The following is a 14,661-nucleotide window of genomic DNA, read 5'->3' as shown; positions in this document are numbered from 1 at the left end:
AGTTGCTCTCCTCCGGTCAGCTCTGCAGGCGCGCGAGGATCTGCGGGCCGAGTTCGGTCACGTCGCCCGCGCCCATGGTGAGAACAAGGTCGCCCGGGCGCACCATTCCCGCGATCACCTCGGGGACCGCGGCCTGGTCGGGTTCGGCGGTGACCCGGGCGCCCGCGGCCCGGGCCGCGTCGATGATCAGGGCGCTGGTGACGCCGGGGATCGGGTCCTCGCGGGCCGGGTAGATGCCGAGCACCACGGAGGCGTCGGCGAGGGCCAGCGCCTCGCCCATCTCCGTGCCCAGCTCCTGGGTGCGGGAGAAGAGGTGCGGCTGGAAGACGACCAGGACGCGGGAGCCGGCGGCGGCGCCGCGGATGGCCTCCAGGTCGGCGGTCATCTCGGTGGGGTGGTGCGCGTAGGAGTCGATGACCTGGACGCCGGCCGCCTCGCCCTGGAGCTGGAGGCGGCGCTTGACACCGGTGTACGTGCCGAGCGCGGAGGCCAGGTTGTGCGGCGGGAGGCCGAGCGCGGCGCCGGCGGCGAGGGCCGCGACGGCGTTGAGGGCGTAGTGCCGGCCGGGCACGGAGACGGTGAAGGTGAGGATCTTGCCGTTGGCGAGGGCGACGGTGACCTCGCTGGTCAGCCCGCGCTGGTTGATCTTGAGGACCCGTACGTCGGCGTCCTCGGCCTCGCCGTAGGTGACGACCTCGATGTCGAGGCGGCCGGCCAGGCGGGAGGTCAGCTCGCGGGCGCCGGGGTGGTCGGCGGAGACGACGAGAGTGCCGCCGGGGCGGATGCGGCCGGCGAAGGTCTCGAAGGACTCGTAGATCTCGTCCATTGAGGCGTAGTTGGCGTGGTGGTCCAGCTCCACGTTGAGGACGATGGCGACCTCGGGCGCGTACTTGTGGAAGCTGCGGTCGCTCTCGTCCGCCTCGGCGACGAAGATCTCGCCGGTGCCGTGCTCGGCGTTGGAGCCGGGGGCGTCCAGGTCGCCGCCGATCGCGTACGACGGGGACAGGCCCAGGGAGGCGAGGGAGACGGCCAGCATGGAGGTGGTGGTCGTCTTGCCGTGGGTGCCGGCCACGGCGATCGGGCGCAGGCCGTCCATGAGGGAGGCGAGCGCGTCGGAGCGGTGCACGACGGGGATGCCGCGCTCGCGGGCGGCGGCCAGCTCCGGGTTGTCGTCGCGGATGGCGGAGGAGACGACGACGCTGGTGGCGTCGGCGGCCAGGTGGGCGGCGGCGTGGCCGATGTGGACCGTGGCGCCGAGGTCGCGCAGGGCGCGGGCGGTCGCCGACTCCTTGGCGTCGCTGCCCGCGACCCGGGCGCCGCGCTGGGTGAGGATCTTCGCAATGCCGGACATCCCGGCGCCGCCGATGCCGATGAAGTGCGGTCGGTCCATCGCGTCGGGGATGCCCGGGGCCGGTGCCATGCGTCAGTCTCCTGCTCGTCGATCTCTGCGGTCCGTACGCGCACGATTCTCGCACCCGGCACCGACAGTCCGTGCCGGGCGGCGGGGGTACCGGGCCCGGGCCCCCGGCCGACGGCGGATCAGCGGCGGATCAGCCCGCGCGCGGTGGCCGCGGCGACCGCCGCCGTACGGGAGTCGACGCCGAGCTTGGCGTAGATGTGCACCAGGTGGGACTTGACCGTGGCCTGGCTGAGGAAGAGCTGTTTGCTGATCGAGGCGTTGGACAGGCCGTCGGCGACGAGCTGGAGCACCTCGGTCTCCCGGCGGGACAGTGCGGTGGCGGGCGCCCGCATCCGGTCCATCAGGCGCAGCGCGATGGTCGGGGCGAGGGCGGACTTGCCGGCCGCGGCGGCGCGCACGGCGGCGGCCAGCTCCTCGGGCGGCGCGTCCTTCAGGAGGTAGCCGGTGGCGCCGGCCTCGATGGCGGCGAGGATGTCGGCGTCGGTGTCGAACGTGGTCAGGACCAGGACGTGCGGGGCGCCCTCGCGCGCGGTGATGGCGGCGGTGGCCTGCGAGCCCAGCATCCGGCCGCCGAACTGGAGGTCCATCAGGACGACGTCGACGTCCGGGCGGGTGGCCCGTTCGACGGCCTCCTCGGCCGTGGGCACGTCGGCGACGACCTCGAAGTCCGGTTCGGTCTCCAGGACGGCGCGCAGCCCGGCCCGGACGACCGGGTGGTCGTCGGCGAGGAGGAGACCGATGGCGGCGGGTGCGGGCGGCCGGGAGCCGGTGGCGGTCTCGGGACGGTGGGTCACGCGGTGGCCTGTTCCGGAGGGGTGTCGGGGCGGGGGTCGGAGGCACGGTCGGGGTGCTGGCTGCGGTCGCCGGGGGCTCGCGGGGCCGCGCCCGAGTGCCCGGCGGCCGGTTGCGGGTACGGCAGGGTGACGGCGACCGCCGTCCCCTCGCCCGGCGCGGACTCCACGGCCAGCGTGCCGCGCAGCGCGCGGGCGCGGGCCCGCATCGCGGCGAGCCCGAAGCCGGTGCCCGCGGCGGGTCCGGCGCCCGGCCCCGGCGCCCGGTCGGCTGCGAAGCCCGTACCGTCGTCCACCACGTCGAGGGCGACCTCGGTGTCCATGTAGGAGAGGGTCAGCTCGGCCCGGCCGGCACCCGCGTGCCGGACGGTGTTGGCCAGCGCGGACTGCGCGATGCGCAGCAGCGCTACCTCGTGCGGGGTGGGCAGTTCGACGGGCGTGCCGAAGACCTGGCAGTGCACGGCCAGTCCGGCGGAGCGGGCGGTGGTGGCGCACAGCCGCTCCAGGGCGGCGGGCAGCGACCCGGCCTCCAGGTCGGGCGGGCTCAGGGCCCGTACGAAGCGGCGGGCCTCGGCGAGGTTGTCGACGGCGGCCTGCCGGGCCTGCTGGATGTGGCCGAGCGCGGCAGCGGTGTCCGGCCGCGACGGAACGCCCCGTTCCGCGGCCCGCAGCAGCAGCTGGATGCTGGACAGGCCCTGCGCAAGGGTGTCGTGGATCTCGCGGGCCAGCCGCTCGCGCTCGGCGAGCACCCCGGCGGCGTGCTCGGCGGCCGCCAGGTCGCTGCGGGCGGCGGTCAGCTCCTCGATGAGGCGGCGGCGCTGTTCGCTCTCCCGGTACAGGGCCTGATAGCCGAGGACCACGGCGACGGCGACCGCCGCGCCCAGCGCGGGGCCGACGACCGTGCCGACGGTGAGCGTGTGGGTGTGCCGGCCGAACCCGCCGATCGCGACGAGGGTGGTGACCAGGACCGCGGGCAGCGCCCAGCGCAGCGGGAGCAGGTGGAGCTGGACGAAGAAGAGCGGGAAGGCGAGCCAGACGCCGAGCGGTGTGAGGACCAGCAGGACGGCCCAGACCGCCATGACGGCGGCGAGCCAGAGCGCCGCGGCGGCCGTGGAGGCGCGGACCGGGGGCAGCGTGGGCCCGACGGCGTACACGGCGAGCAGCAGGACGGCGGTACCGGCGACGGCCGGTGCGTTCGCGCTGTGGTCGGCCACGGCCCGCATGGCGGCGAGCGCCAGCAGGGCGGCCACCATCAGGTGCAGGCAGACGCGCAGCACCCGCAGGGCGGGGGTCAGGGAATGCGGAGTCACGGCCCCTCCAGGCTAGGCCCCCGCACCCGTACCGGCATCAATCAAAAGGTTGACGGCGGACCTCGCCTTTCGATCCGGGCGAACCACTCCCGGGCGCGATGCCCGGCACCCCCTTCCCCGGCGACGGTGGGAGCAGCCGCCGGGCACCGGGCCCGGCGCCGGACGGAAGGATGGCCGGGAACCCGTGTTCGTCGCCTGGAGAGACCTGAGATTCGCCAAGGGCCGGTTCGCCCTGATGGGCACCGTCATCGTGCTGATCACGGTGCTGGTGGGGCTGCTGTCCGGGCTGACGGCGGGCCTGGGCCGGGAGAACACCTCGGCGATCACCTCGCTGCCCGCCGACCGCCTCGCCTTCGCCGCCCCGGCGGGCGACGGCGACGTCTCGTTCGCCGACTCGCGGGTCGGGCGGCGGACCTGGGAGGCGTGGGCGCGGGTGCCGGGCGTCACGGCGGCGGAGCCGCTGGGGATCGGTACGGGCAAGGCCACGGCGGGTGCCGGCGCGGCGCAGCGCACCGCCGCGCTGTCCGCCTTCGGGGTACGGCCGGGCTCGGACCTGGCGCCGTCGGCCGGGCGGATCGCGGACGGTACGGCCGTACTGTCCCGGAAGGCCGCCGACGAACTGGGCGTACGGGCCGGGGACACCTTCACGCTGAACGGGCGGAAGCTGACGGCCGCCGCGGTGTCGGGCGAGGCGATGTACAGCCACACGCCGGTGGTGTGGACGTCGCTGGGCGACTGGGCAGGGGTGGCGGGCGCCGGAAGCGGCGGTTCCGGAGCCCGTGGTGCCGCGGGCTCCCGTGGCTCCGGCGACGCGGACGCGGCCACCGTGGTCGCCCTCACCACCTCCTCGGACACCGGCCTGGCCGCCGCCGACCGGCGGCTCGGCACCCGTACCGTCACCACCGGCGAGGCGCTGCGCGCCATCGGTTCGTACACCGCCGAGAACGGTTCCCTCCAGCTGATGCGCGGTTTCCTCTTCGCCATCTCCGCGCTGGTGATCGGCGCGTTCTTCACGGTCTGGACGATCCAGCGCAGCGGTGACATCGCGGTGCTCAAGGCGCTCGGCGCGGCCACCCGTTACCTGCTGCGCGACGCGCTCGGGCAGGCGGTGGTGCTGCTGGTCATCGGTACGGGCCTGGGCACCGCCGTCGCGGCGGCGGTCGGCGCGGCGGTCGGCGGCACCGTGCCGTTCGTCCTGGAGCCGGCCACCGTCCTGGTCCCGGCCCTGATCATGATCGCGCTGGGGGCCGTGGGCGCCGCGCTGTCGATCCGCCGCATCACCGCCGTCGATCCGCTGACCGCACTGGGCAGCGCCCGGTGAACCCGGTGTGGCATGCGGTTCGCGCCCGGCCTTTTTCCATGCTGGCGATATCCGTGATGCCGTTCCGCGCCCGTGGGAGCGCCCCGGTGGCCTATTCCGGAAGCAATTTCCGAGCGGCCAGGGATACCGACGACTTCCCGCCGGGATACCGACGACATAGCGCCGGCATACCGGAGACATACCCCCGGCATACCCGTGAGCCCCGGCCAGGCACCGGCCGTAAACCCCGGAGATACCGCTCCGCATAGCGGATTCCGGTCCGAAAACTCCCGTTCCGGGCCGCCTGTCCGCCGGAACACCACGGCGCGAAAGACCGGACGAAACCCCTGCGATCCTCTGCCGAACCCACGACCCAGCGATGGACACCATGAATGCGCACACCCCCCGCACCGGTCCCGACGCCCGGCCGCCCGCCGGTCTCGTCCTGTCCGGCATCACCCTGACCTACCCGGACGGCGCCGCCCGCCTGACCGCTCTCGACGACGTGAGCCTGACCGTGCCCGCCGGGACCGTGACCGCCGTGGTCGGCCCCTCGGGGTCCGGCAAGTCCAGCCTGCTCGCGGTGGCCGCGACCCTGATCACCCCGGACCGCGGCCGGGTGGTGATCGACGGTACGGACACCGCCGGGCTGCGCCGGGCCGAGCTGACCGCGCTGCGGCGTACCCGGGTCGGCATGGTCTTCCAGCAGCCCAACCTGCTGCCCTCCCTCACGGCCGTGGAGCAGTTGCAGGTGATGGCGCACCTGGACGGCAGGCCCCCGCGGGCGGCCCGTCAGCGGGCGCTGGACCTGCTGGACGCGGTGGGGCTGGCCGACCAGGCGGCGCGCCGCCCGCACCGGCTCTCGGGTGGCCAGCGGCAGCGGGTCAACATCGCCCGCGCGCTGATGAACGAGCCCGCCGTACTGCTGGTGGACGAACCGACCAGCGCGCTGGACCACGAACGCGGCGCCGCGGTCCTGGACCTGCTCGGCACACTCACGCGCCGGCGCGGCACCGCGACGGTGCTCGTCACGCACGACCGCGCCCACCTGGACGCGGTGGACGCGGTCGTGGACGTGCTGGACGGGCGGCTCAGCCCCCGGCCGAGTCCCCTCCCGGGCCGGTAGTCCGGTCCCGCGCCACGTCCTGGGCGGGGTCGTCGGGCGCGTGCGAGAACAGTTTGAGCACGGGCACGCCGACCTTGTGGCGGGCGCGCGAGGCCCAGTCGCGGTGGAAGAACTCCTCGACGAAGTGCGGGGCGGTCAGCACGATCACCTCGTCGGCGCCGGTCTCGTCGACGACCGACCGCAGCAGTTCCAGCGGGTGGTCCTCGACGACCTGTCCGACGGCCTCGGCGCCCGCGGCCCGCAGGGCGCCGAGGGTGTAGGACAGGGCGCGCTCCGCGGGCGGCTCCGCCTGGGCGCCCTCCGGCTCGTCGCCTTCCCGTACGGCGTCCTCGAACTCCCCCAGTGCGACGTCGTCGATGGCCCTGAGCAGGCGGTCCTGCTTGCCGCGCGGCTGCATGAGGACGACGAAGGAGACCTGGTCGTCGCCGTGCAGCGTGGTGACGAACTCCACGTCGGCGGGCGTCAGGGGCTTCTCGATCATCAATACACTCGTGAACACGGCGAGCGCCCTTCTTCTCTTCTCTCGCGGTCCGCCCCCCCCCGGGAGCGGACCGAACAGAAACCATCCTGCCCCGTCGCCACACGGGGCCTTGGCCTTTAGTGTGCCCAGCGGGAGCTAAGCGGAACGAACAATTCCGCCTTTTGTTCAGGACCGACGGTAACGGGTGAACAGAAAACCGGCCTCCTCCAGTACGGACGCGAGTACGAACGTCTCCGGAACGGTGGTCACCGGCGCGTTCATGATGCGCGGCGCGTCCCCGGCGACCACCAGCGGTGCCAGCGAGAGGCACAACTCGTCGAGTGCCCCGCTTCCGGCGAACTGACCCAGAAGCCGCGGCCCGCCCTCCGTCAGCAGCCGCGTCAGGCCCCGCCCGGCGAGCGCGCCGACGACCCGCGACGGATCGACGGCCGCCCCCTCACCTGCGAAGACCACCTCCGCACCGGCCTTGCGCGCGGCCCGCACCCGCTCCTCGTCGGCCCCGGCGCCGGTCACGATCACCGTGGGCACCAGCGGCTCGGTGAACAGCGGCTGGGTGAAGTCCAGATCCAGGCCGGCGGTGACCACCGCGATGGCGGGGGCGGGCGGCTGCCCGGCGGCGGCCCGGCGCGCGGCGAACGCCTCGCGCGCGCGGGCCGGGCGGTAACCCTCCTTGCGTACCGTCTCCGCGCCGACGACCACCGCGTCCGCCAGACCGCGCAGCACGCCGAAGATCCGCATGTCCGCGTCGCTGGAGAGCGGCTGCGAGCGGCCCTCGTGGTGGGCCGCGCCGTCCAGCGAGGAGACCATGTTCGCGCGCAGCCAGCCCGCGCCCTCGTCGATCCGGGGGTACGCGTAGAGGTCGGCCAGTTCGTCCAGGCTCCACTGCCGGTCGGTGAAATCGGCGACGGCGGCCGTACCGGATTCGGTGCCACCGGCCGGACCGGAATCGGCGGCGCCCGCTCCACCGGAATCGGCTCCACCGGAATCCGGGGCGCCGGAAACCGCGGTACCGGAAACGGCGCCGGCTGCCGGTGCGGCTCCGGTACGGGTTTCCGGTGACGTTCCCGGGGCGGACGCGGGCACGGCGGAATTCCCGGTGCCGGCGGAGCCCGGGAAATCGGCGGGCCGTGCGTACGGGGCGGGAATGGGAAACAGGCGTCGCATAGGCGGCAGTGTGACATGCCTCGCTCATCCGGCCGAGTCCCCCTGCACAGCGGCTAGGCTGGACGGCTGTGTCGCCTTCCCAGCCCTCGTCGTCCCAGTCCTCCCCCATAGCCGGGCCGCCGGCCGAGGGGGCCGGAGCGGCCCCCGCCGCGCTCACCGAGCGCGCGCCGCACGTCCCGGCCGACCGCCTGGTGGCGGAGATGGTGCCGCCGCCGCGGTTCCAGAGCGCGCGCTTCGAGACGTACATCCCGGACCCGAACCAGCCCAGCCAGGCCGCGGCCGTGCAGGTCCTCGGCGACTTCGCGGCGAGCATCGGCGGCGGTACGGACGCGTCCGGCGGCGGCAAGCGGCGTTGGTTCGGCCGGAGCCCCAAGAAGACGGCGGCCCCCGCGGGTCCGCGCGGTGTCTACCTGGACGGCGGTTACGGCGTCGGCAAGACGCACCTGCTGGCCTCCCTCTGGCACGCCACCCCGGCCGAGCCCGCGCGGAAGGCGTTCGGCACCTTCGTCGAGCTGACGAACCTGGTCGGGGCCCTCGGTTTCCAGCAGACCGTGCAGACGCTCAGCGGTCACCGCCTGCTGTGCATCGACGAGTTCGAGCTGGACGACCCCGGTGACACCGTCCTGGTCTCCAGCCTGCTGAGCCGGCTCGTCGAGGCGGGCGTGGCGCTCGCCGCCACCTCCAACACGCTGCCCGGCAAGCTGGGTGAGGGCCGCTTCGCCGCGGCCGACTTCCTGCGCGAGATCCAGGGCCTGAGCGCCCACTTCCGGCCGCTGCGCATCGACGGCGAGGACTACCGGCACCGCGGCCTGCCCGAGGCGCCGCCGCCGTTCGACGACGCGACCGTCACCCGCGTCGCCCACCGCACCCCCGGCGCCTCGCTCGACGACTTCCCCGCCCTGCTGGCCCACCTGTCGAAGGTGCACCCCAGCCGGTACGGGGCGATGTGCGACGGCATCACGGCCGTCTGCCTGACCGATGTGCAGGCGGTGCCGGACCAGTCCACCGCGCTGCGCCTGGTCGTGCTGGCGGACCGGCTCTACGACCGCGAGGTGCCGGTGGTGGCCGCCGGCAAGCCGTTCGACGCGCTGTTCAGCGAGGACATGCTCCAGGGCGGCTACCGGAAGAAGTACTTCCGCGCCATCTCCCGGCTCACGGCGCTGGCCCGGGACGCCAAGCCGCTGACGGAGGCGTGAGGCGGGCACGGCAGGGCGCGGCGGCCCGCCGCGGTGACGCCGGGCCGGCGTAACGGCGGCGCAGGGGAGGCTGCCGGCCGGCGGGCCGGGTTCCGGACCCGCGCACGGCCGGTTCCCGGCGGCCGACCTGCGTGGTACACACAGGCGGGTCATCACACCTGTCCGCCAGCAGGGAGTCGCCCATGTCCGCGACACGTCGTCAGCTCCTGGCAAGAACCGGCGCAGTGGGCGTATCGATCGCCTTCGCCGGCAGCATTCCCGAGATCCTCACCGGAACCGCCGCCGCACGGAGCGCGGGCCGGCGCGGCTACGGCCCGCTGATACCCGACCCGGCGGGTCTGCTCGACCTGCCCGAAGGGTTCCGGTACCGGGTGCTGTCCCGCGAGGGCGCCCGACTGCCCTCGGGCGAGGGCCGCATACCGAGCAACCACGACGGCATGGCGGCCCTCCCCGGCCGGCACGGCCGCGTCCACCTCGTACGCAACCACGAGAACCGGCGCGCGTCGCGGATCCCCGTCCCCGCCGTCCCGGGCCTCGTCTACGACCCGGCGGGGGAAGGCGGCTGTACGGCGCTGGAGCTGGACAGCCACCAGCGCGTGCTCTCCGAGCGCGTCGCCATCGCGGGCACCTCCACCAACTGCGCGGGCGGCCCCACCCCGTGGCGCACCTGGCTCACCTGCGAGGAGACCGAACTGCGGGCGGGCGAGGACGGATACACCAAGGACCACGGCTTCGTCTTCGAGGTCGATCCGTACGATCCGCGCCGCACCGGCGCCGTACCGCTGACCGCCCTGGGCCGCTTCCAGCACGAGGCCGTCGCGATCGATCCCCGGAACGGCACGGTCTACGAGACCGAGGACGCCTTCGACAAGCCGTTCGGGCTCTTCTACCGCTTCCGGCCCGCCAAGCCGCTCGGCGGGCGGGGCTCCCTGCGGGCCGGCGGACGGTTACAGGCGCTGCGCGTACCGGACGTGAAGGACCTCTCCGGCATCCAGGAGCCCGGCACCGGTTTCGGCCCCGTGGAGTGGGTGGACGTGCCCGACCCGCTCGCCCGGCACACGCCCGTCCGCTTCCAGGACTTCGGGCCGCGCGGCATCACCCACGCGCAGAAGCTGGAGGGCTGCTACTGGGGCGGCTCCTGCGTCTACTTCGTCTCCAGCTACGCGCGGAGCGCGGAAGGTTCGGCAGCCGACCACCACGGCCAGGTGTGGCGCTACGACCCGGAAACCCGCCGCCTGACGCTCGTGGCCGCCTTCGGTCCGGGCACCGACGTCCAGCTGCCCGGCGAAGCCCCCGACAACATCTGCCTGGCCCCCGACGGCGGCCTCATGGTGTGCGAGGACGGCGACGGTGCCCAGTACGTCTTCGGCCTCACCCGGCGCGGCACGGTCTACCCGGTGGCGCGCGGCCGGCAGAACCTCGGCACACCCGACAAGCCCTCGTGGGGGGAGTTCGCGGGCGTCACGTTCTCCCCGGACCGGCGGACGATGTACGTCAACTGCTACACGCCGGGGACGACGTTCGCGGTCACCGGGCCCTGGGAGGACTGAGGAGCGAGACGCGGGTCCGCCGGGGCCGTCCCCGGCGCGGCCCGTCTCCTAGCCGGAGCAGGCCGAACGCTGGGCCTCCAGCCACTCGCAGTGCGGACAGAGCAGCGCGCCGGGCCGGTCGGCGGGGTGTTCGGTGGGCTCTCCGCAGTGCACACAGTCCGCGAAGGGCGGGCCGCCGGCCCTGTCGGCCGTGCGGTCCGTCCGTTCGTCGTCGGTGCTGGGCATACGGGCGATCCTACGCGCGGGCGGCCCGGGCCCCGGACCCGAGGCGCCCTCGGTGCCGCCGTCAGTTTCGGCGGGAGCTGAGACGGCAGGCCAGCGCGGTGGCCGCGGACGCGATCAGGGCGGTGGCGAGCAGCGGCAGCCAGGGCAGGGTGACCGTTCCGTGCGCGGAGCCGGTGACCAGGCCGGAGACGGCGGCGTTGGCGGGCGAGCCGCTCGCGATCAGCAGCAGGAGCGCGGCCAGCAGACCGGACAGGACCGACCAGCCGGTGCTGCGCAGTACCGGCTGGTTGCAGAGCGCCCCGACGGCGGTGCCGAGCAGTACGCAGACCAGCGCCGCCGACAGACCGGCTCCGAACGCGGCGACGACGGGGACTGCGGTCCGGTGGTCGGAGGCGTGCGGGTCGGCGACGAGCGCCACGTAGCCGGAAGCGGCGAGGGCCAGGAGCGTCGCCGACAGGGCCGCCGTCAGGACCGCGGCGAGGTGCGCCCTGCCCGGCCCCGCAGCCGCCGCGGCGCAGGCGCGGGCGGCCGGTGGCTCGTTGGTGACGCAGATCCGGCACAGCCACACGGAGACGGGCAGCAGTCCGCCCGCGGCGAGGCCGTACGAGTCGAGGACCGGCCCGCCGGTCTGTACGCCCACCGCCAAGAAGATGACGTACAGGAGGACCGGCGGCAGCCAGCGGTGCGACCGCAGGAGCAGGGCCGACTGGTAGTGCAGGAGCGGGATCACGGGTACCGGTTCTCGTCGGGGGTCGGGTCAAGGGCGGGCGGTGCCGACGGCGCCGGGGCGACCGTACGGATGTGCCAGGGCGGTCGGGCCGCGAGCAGGGCGCGCAGCAGCGCGTCGGAGTGGGCGGCGGCGACGGCCAGCCGGACCGTCGTGCCGTCCGGGCCGGGAGTGGCGTACGGTCCGCCCGGCAGCCCGGCGAGGGCGGGTGCGGCCGGGTGGCCGGTGCCTCCTGGGGCCTCGGCCTCGATGATCACCTGGGGGCCGGACGGCACCGTTCCGTTGCCCGCCGGGCCCGGACGCCCCGCCGACTCCGGATGTCCGGCCGAGCCTGGACGTCCGGCCGAGTCCGGATGCGCCGCCGAGTCCGGTCCCGCCGCTGGGCCCGTCCCGGCCGGCAGCCGGTCCAGTCGGTTGCCGACGACCCGGTAGCGCGCGTCGGGCACGCCCTCCAGGCGGTGCGGATCGTGGTCGACGAAGACCACCGCGCCGCCCGCCGCGACGCGTTCCGCCACGGCCCGGTCGAGGGTGTCGCGCGCCGCCGGGTCCAGGCCCGTCCACGCCTCGTCCAGGACGAGCAGCTCCGGCTCGGCGAGCAGGGCCTGCGTCACCGCGACCTTCTGGCTGGTGCCCTTGGACAGCTCGGCGAGCGGCGTACGGGCGTGGCCGTCGGCGCCGAAACGTTCGAGCCACTCCGTGGCGCGGCGGGCCGCCACCCGGCCGCGCAGGCCGTGCACCCGGCCGAGGTGGGTGAGGTAGCCGACGGCGGTGAACGGCAGGGCGGCCGGGAAGCGTTCGGGCACGTACGCGGTGCGCGGGCGGCCGGTGATACGGCCCGTACTGGGCGCGTCGATACCGGCCAGCAGCCGCAGCAGCGTGGACTTGCCGCTGCCGTTGTGGCCCTCCACGCGCACCAGGGACCGCCGCGGCAGGTCGAGATCGACATCCCGCAGCACCCACGGCCCGCGCACTCCGTAACGCCGCCCGACCCCGTCCAGCCTCATGAACTCCCCGCCGTATGCCGCCTCATCGGTCCCCCGCCGTCCCGCTTTCCACTGGCGCCCTCGCCGTCGCATCCGGCCCCGGGCAGCCGTATCCGGTTCCGGCGCCGTCGCGCCCGGTCCCGTCGGGTCCGGCCGTCGTCAGTTCCCGGTCGCCCGCTCGGGGCGCAGCTCACTCGGCCGTACGATCACAAAACCCTCGCCGTCCAGCCGCAGTTGCACCGCCTCGCCGGAGCCGCCCCGCAGCATCGAGCCGAGGCTCTGCGAACGGTGCAGCGAGGTGGTGAGCGAGGCGCTCCACCCGACCACCGCGTCGGTGTCGACGAACACCGGCGCCTGCGGCGACACGGGAATGACGATGGGATTGCCCTCGCACACCACGCCGAGCTTGCCCTGGCCGGTGAAGACGGAGTTGAACAGGCCGCCGCCCGCCATCCCGGCGCCCTTGACGGTGGAGATCTCGTAGGACAGGGACGGGTCGAAGCACAGCACGTTGCGGCCGTTGATCGTGAGGCCGTCGCCCGGGGCGAGCTCGACGATGAAACAGTTGGCGGCCTCGTGGGCGAACCAGACCTCGCCCCGGCCGCGCACCGCCATCAGGGCCATCCCCTCGCCGGTCACGGCCCGCTTGAGGAACTTGCCGACCCCCTGCCCCTGCTTCTCGAACTGCAGATCGCCGCGGTAGGCGACCATCGCTCCCTGGCGGGCGAAGCACTCACCGTCCACGACGTACTTGATCGACTTGGCGTTCTGCAGGGTCATGCCGGGCGCGGAGGGCGGCGTGACCACGTTCTCGGAGGCGAAGAGGTCGCTGTGCATAGCCAGGATCATCACCCGGAACGTTCCGCTCCGCCAAGGCGACGGCCCACGGCGCTCCCGCCGGGGCGACTGGCACACTGGTCCGCGTGACCAGCACCGACCTCGCCGGCCCCGGCGATCCGACCGGCGCGGCGGCCGACGCCGCCCGTCGCGCGGACACCGACCGGGACGCCGCCCCGCAGTACGTCCTCCCGCTCGTCGTACGGATCGAGCGGGCCGCGCCACCCGCCCGTACGGACGCGCTGGAGACAGCGGCACGGGCCGTCCTGACCCTGCTCTCCGACGAGCGCGCGACCGGCGACGGCGAGTGGGCGGCAGCCGTGAACGACTGGCAGGACGCCCGCATCCGCAAGGTCGTGCGCCGGGCCCGCGGCGCGGAATGGCGCCGGGCCGCGGCGCTTCCGGGCCGCACGGTGCACGGCGCCGACGCGGAGGTCCGGGTCTTCCCGCCGGTCCCGCTGGACGGCTGGCCCAAGGACCTGGCCCGGCTCCAGGTCTCCGGTACCGACCTGGACGACCCGCGGGCGCCCGAACCGCCCGCCCCCGGGAGCCCGGTGCTGTGGCTCAACCCCGAGCTCGACATGTCGGCGGGCAAGGCGATGGCCCAGGCGGGCCACGGCGCGCAGCTCGCCTGGTGGGACCTGACGACGGCGGAACGCACGGCCTGGCGCGCGGCCGGCTTCCCCCTCGCCGTACGGTCCGCCCCGCCGCACCGGTGGGAACGGCTGTCGCGCGGCGGCCTGCCGGTGGTCCGCGACGCCGGCTTCACGGAGATCGCGCCCGGTTCGTGCACGGTCGTCGCCGACCATCCGGCGCTGCGGGCGCGGCTCGGGCCGGCTGCCGACGGCCGCTGACGAGGGGGTGCCCCCTGGCCACCGGGGCCAGGGGGCGTCGGCGATCAGCCGGGACGGGCGGTGTGTCAGGTGCTGGTTCGGGTGTCGGTTCGGGTGTCGGTTCAGGTGCTGATGGTGGTGACGGGGGCGACGTCGTAGGTACGGGCGTAGCCGTTCTCGGTGCCGACGAGGAGGTCGACGATCTCGAACCAGCGGTCCCAGAAGGGGGTTTCGCGCAGCGCGTCGATGAGGAGCTGGTAGGCGTCGTGGTCGTCGGCCTCCCAGACCCAGACGTCGGTGACGCGGGTGGAGTAGAACTCCGTGTCGTAGAAGCGGGACCGGACACCGGTGGTCTTGGCCCTGACCACCGGCATGACCTGGGTGTCCAGGGCGTTCACCCGCTCGTGCGGGGTCATCGCGAGCCACTCGGGCGTGGTCTTGATGAGCATGAAGGCGGTGACGGGCGGCGCGGTTTCCTCGGCGGACATGATGGATGCCTCCAGGGCGACAGGTGCAGGTACAGGTACAGGTAAGGGACAGGAAGGGACAGGAAGGGCCTCATGGGCCGTACCGGATCGGTCCGGATCGGCCGGGAACGGCTCGGAGTGACCGGTGAGCGGCCCGTAGCGGTCCCGATCGGTACGGCTCCATCCTGCGGAGGCACCCCGTGTTGCCACAATGGGAACATCAGCAACGAATCATTGCCTGAAACGGAATT

Annotated in this window: 15 protein-coding genes; 5 read left to right on the top strand and 10 right to left on the bottom strand. The window is 74.3% G+C overall.

Going from position 1 to position 14,661, the window contains the following annotated elements; all coding sequences use genetic code 11:
* Window positions 1–16 precede the first annotated feature (16 nt).
* The 3 genes from murC to ACH4FX_RS23325 form a co-directional block, all read right to left on the bottom strand.
* Window positions 17–1,420, bottom strand: a complete 1,404-nt coding sequence (gene murC / locus ACH4FX_RS23335) for a UDP-N-acetylmuramate--L-alanine ligase (RefSeq protein WP_398481864.1) — start codon at window positions 1,418–1,420, stop codon at window positions 17–19.
* Between the two features lie 119 nt (window positions 1,421–1,539).
* The gene (locus ACH4FX_RS23330; RefSeq protein WP_398481862.1) at window positions 1,540–2,214 is read right to left on the bottom strand and encodes a response regulator; all 675 of its coding nucleotides are present in this window, start codon (window positions 2,212–2,214) and stop codon (window positions 1,540–1,542) included.
* Window positions 2,211–3,464 carry a sensor histidine kinase gene (locus ACH4FX_RS23325; protein ID WP_398482071.1) on the bottom strand — a complete coding sequence of 418 codons (1,254 nt, stop codon included), beginning with the start codon at window positions 3,462–3,464 and terminating at the stop codon, window positions 2,211–2,213. Before ACH4FX_RS23325 ends, ACH4FX_RS23330 begins: the two co-directional genes overlap by 4 nt.
* A gap of 241 nt (window positions 3,465–3,705) precedes the next feature.
* Between ACH4FX_RS23325 and ACH4FX_RS23320 the strand changes: the two genes are divergently transcribed.
* Together ACH4FX_RS23320 and ACH4FX_RS23315 are read left to right on the top strand one after the other, a co-directional pair.
* Complete coding sequence (locus ACH4FX_RS23320; RefSeq protein WP_398481860.1) at window positions 3,706–4,842, top strand: ABC transporter permease; 1,137 nt, start codon at window positions 3,706–3,708, stop codon at window positions 4,840–4,842.
* A gap of 358 nt (window positions 4,843–5,200) precedes the next feature.
* Entirely contained in the window at window positions 5,201–5,947 is a 747-nt protein-coding gene (locus tag ACH4FX_RS23315) for an ABC transporter ATP-binding protein (RefSeq protein WP_398481858.1), read from the top strand.
* Here ACH4FX_RS23315 and ACH4FX_RS23310 read toward each other — a convergent pair.
* Entirely contained in the window at window positions 5,913–6,446 is a 534-nt protein-coding gene (locus tag ACH4FX_RS23310) for an indole-3-glycerol phosphate synthase (RefSeq protein WP_398481856.1), read from the bottom strand. The genes ACH4FX_RS23315 and ACH4FX_RS23310 overlap by 35 nt on opposite strands.
* Before the next feature lie 147 nt (window positions 6,447–6,593).
* A complete protein-coding gene (locus ACH4FX_RS23305) occupies window positions 6,594–7,304 on the bottom strand; it encodes a pyrimidine reductase family protein (protein WP_398482069.1) in 711 nt (236 codons plus the stop codon).
* A gap of 356 nt (window positions 7,305–7,660) precedes the next feature.
* Here ACH4FX_RS23305 and zapE point away from each other — a divergent pair, with 356 nt between their 5' ends.
* Together zapE and ACH4FX_RS23295 are read left to right on the top strand one after the other, a co-directional pair.
* Complete coding sequence (gene zapE, locus ACH4FX_RS23300) at window positions 7,661–8,788, top strand: cell division protein ZapE (protein ID WP_398481854.1); 1,128 nt, start codon at window positions 7,661–7,663, stop codon at window positions 8,786–8,788.
* A gap of 182 nt (window positions 8,789–8,970) precedes the next feature.
* Window positions 8,971–10,338, top strand: coding sequence for an alkaline phosphatase PhoX (locus ACH4FX_RS23295; protein ID WP_398481852.1), 1,368 nt, complete (start codon window positions 8,971–8,973; stop codon window positions 10,336–10,338).
* A 48-nt stretch (window positions 10,339–10,386) separates the two neighbouring features.
* Here ACH4FX_RS23295 and ACH4FX_RS23290 read toward each other — a convergent pair whose 3' ends face one another.
* From ACH4FX_RS23290 to ACH4FX_RS23275, 4 genes are all read right to left on the bottom strand, one after another.
* Window positions 10,387–10,563: a hypothetical protein gene (locus ACH4FX_RS23290; protein ID WP_398481851.1), complete on the bottom strand. Its 177-nt coding sequence runs from the start codon at window positions 10,561–10,563 to the stop codon at window positions 10,387–10,389.
* Between the two features lie 61 nt (window positions 10,564–10,624).
* Window positions 10,625–11,293: an ABC transporter gene (locus ACH4FX_RS23285; RefSeq protein ID WP_398481849.1), complete on the bottom strand. Its 669-nt coding sequence runs from the start codon at window positions 11,291–11,293 to the stop codon at window positions 10,625–10,627.
* A complete protein-coding gene (locus tag ACH4FX_RS23280) occupies window positions 11,290–12,294 on the bottom strand; it encodes an ATP-binding cassette domain-containing protein (protein WP_398481847.1) in 1,005 nt (334 codons plus the stop codon). The genes ACH4FX_RS23285 and ACH4FX_RS23280 overlap by 4 nt, the downstream gene beginning before the upstream one ends.
* Window positions 12,295–12,432: 138 nt before the next feature.
* Entirely contained in the window at window positions 12,433–13,110 is a 678-nt protein-coding gene (locus tag ACH4FX_RS23275; RefSeq protein ID WP_398481846.1) for an AIM24 family protein, read from the bottom strand.
* An 86-nt stretch (window positions 13,111–13,196) separates the two neighbouring features.
* Between ACH4FX_RS23275 and ACH4FX_RS23270 the strand changes: the two genes are divergently transcribed.
* Entirely contained in the window at window positions 13,197–13,964 is a 768-nt protein-coding gene (locus ACH4FX_RS23270; protein ID WP_398481844.1) for a peptidyl-tRNA hydrolase, read from the top strand.
* A 101-nt stretch (window positions 13,965–14,065) separates the two neighbouring features.
* Here the strand turns inward: ACH4FX_RS23270 and ACH4FX_RS23265 are convergent, their stop codons facing one another.
* Entirely contained in the window at window positions 14,066–14,431 is a 366-nt protein-coding gene (locus ACH4FX_RS23265) for a darcynin family protein (protein ID WP_398481842.1), read from the bottom strand.
* Between the last annotated feature and the right edge of the window lie 230 nt (window positions 14,432–14,661).

It is taken from the genome of Streptomyces sp. NPDC018019, assembly GCF_044327805.1.
In the GTDB taxonomy this organism is placed as follows: Bacteria; Actinomycetota; Actinomycetes; order Streptomycetales; family Streptomycetaceae; genus Streptomyces.
The sequence above is the reverse complement of the archived record's forward strand: the minus strand, read 5'-3'. Positions and strand labels throughout refer to the sequence as shown.

Coding starts and splice junctions, on each gene's coding strand:
- murC (WP_398481864.1), bottom strand. CDS start 1,420: ATGGCACCGGCCCCGGGCATCCCCGACGCGATGGACCGACCGCACTTC.
- ACH4FX_RS23325 (WP_398482071.1), bottom strand. CDS start 3,464: ATGGTGGCCGCCCTGCTGGCGCTCGCCGCCATGCGGGCCGTGGCCGAC.
- ACH4FX_RS23315 (WP_398481858.1), top strand. CDS start 5,201: ATGGACACCATGAATGCGCACACCCCCCGCACCGGTCCCGACGCCCGG.
- ACH4FX_RS23295 (WP_398481852.1), top strand. CDS start 8,971: ATGTCCGCGACACGTCGTCAGCTCCTGGCAAGAACCGGCGCAGTGGGC.
- ACH4FX_RS23290 (WP_398481851.1), bottom strand. CDS start 10,563: ATGCCCAGCACCGACGACGAACGGACGGACCGCACGGCCGACAGGGCC.
- ACH4FX_RS23280 (WP_398481847.1), bottom strand. CDS start 12,294: ATGAGGCTGGACGGGGTCGGGCGGCGTTACGGAGTGCGCGGGCCGTGG.
- ACH4FX_RS23275 (WP_398481846.1), bottom strand. CDS start 13,110: ATGCACAGCGACCTCTTCGCCTCCGAGAACGTGGTCACGCCGCCCTCC.
- ACH4FX_RS23265 (WP_398481842.1), bottom strand. CDS start 14,431: ATGTCCGCCGAGGAAACCGCGCCGCCCGTCACCGCCTTCATGCTCATC.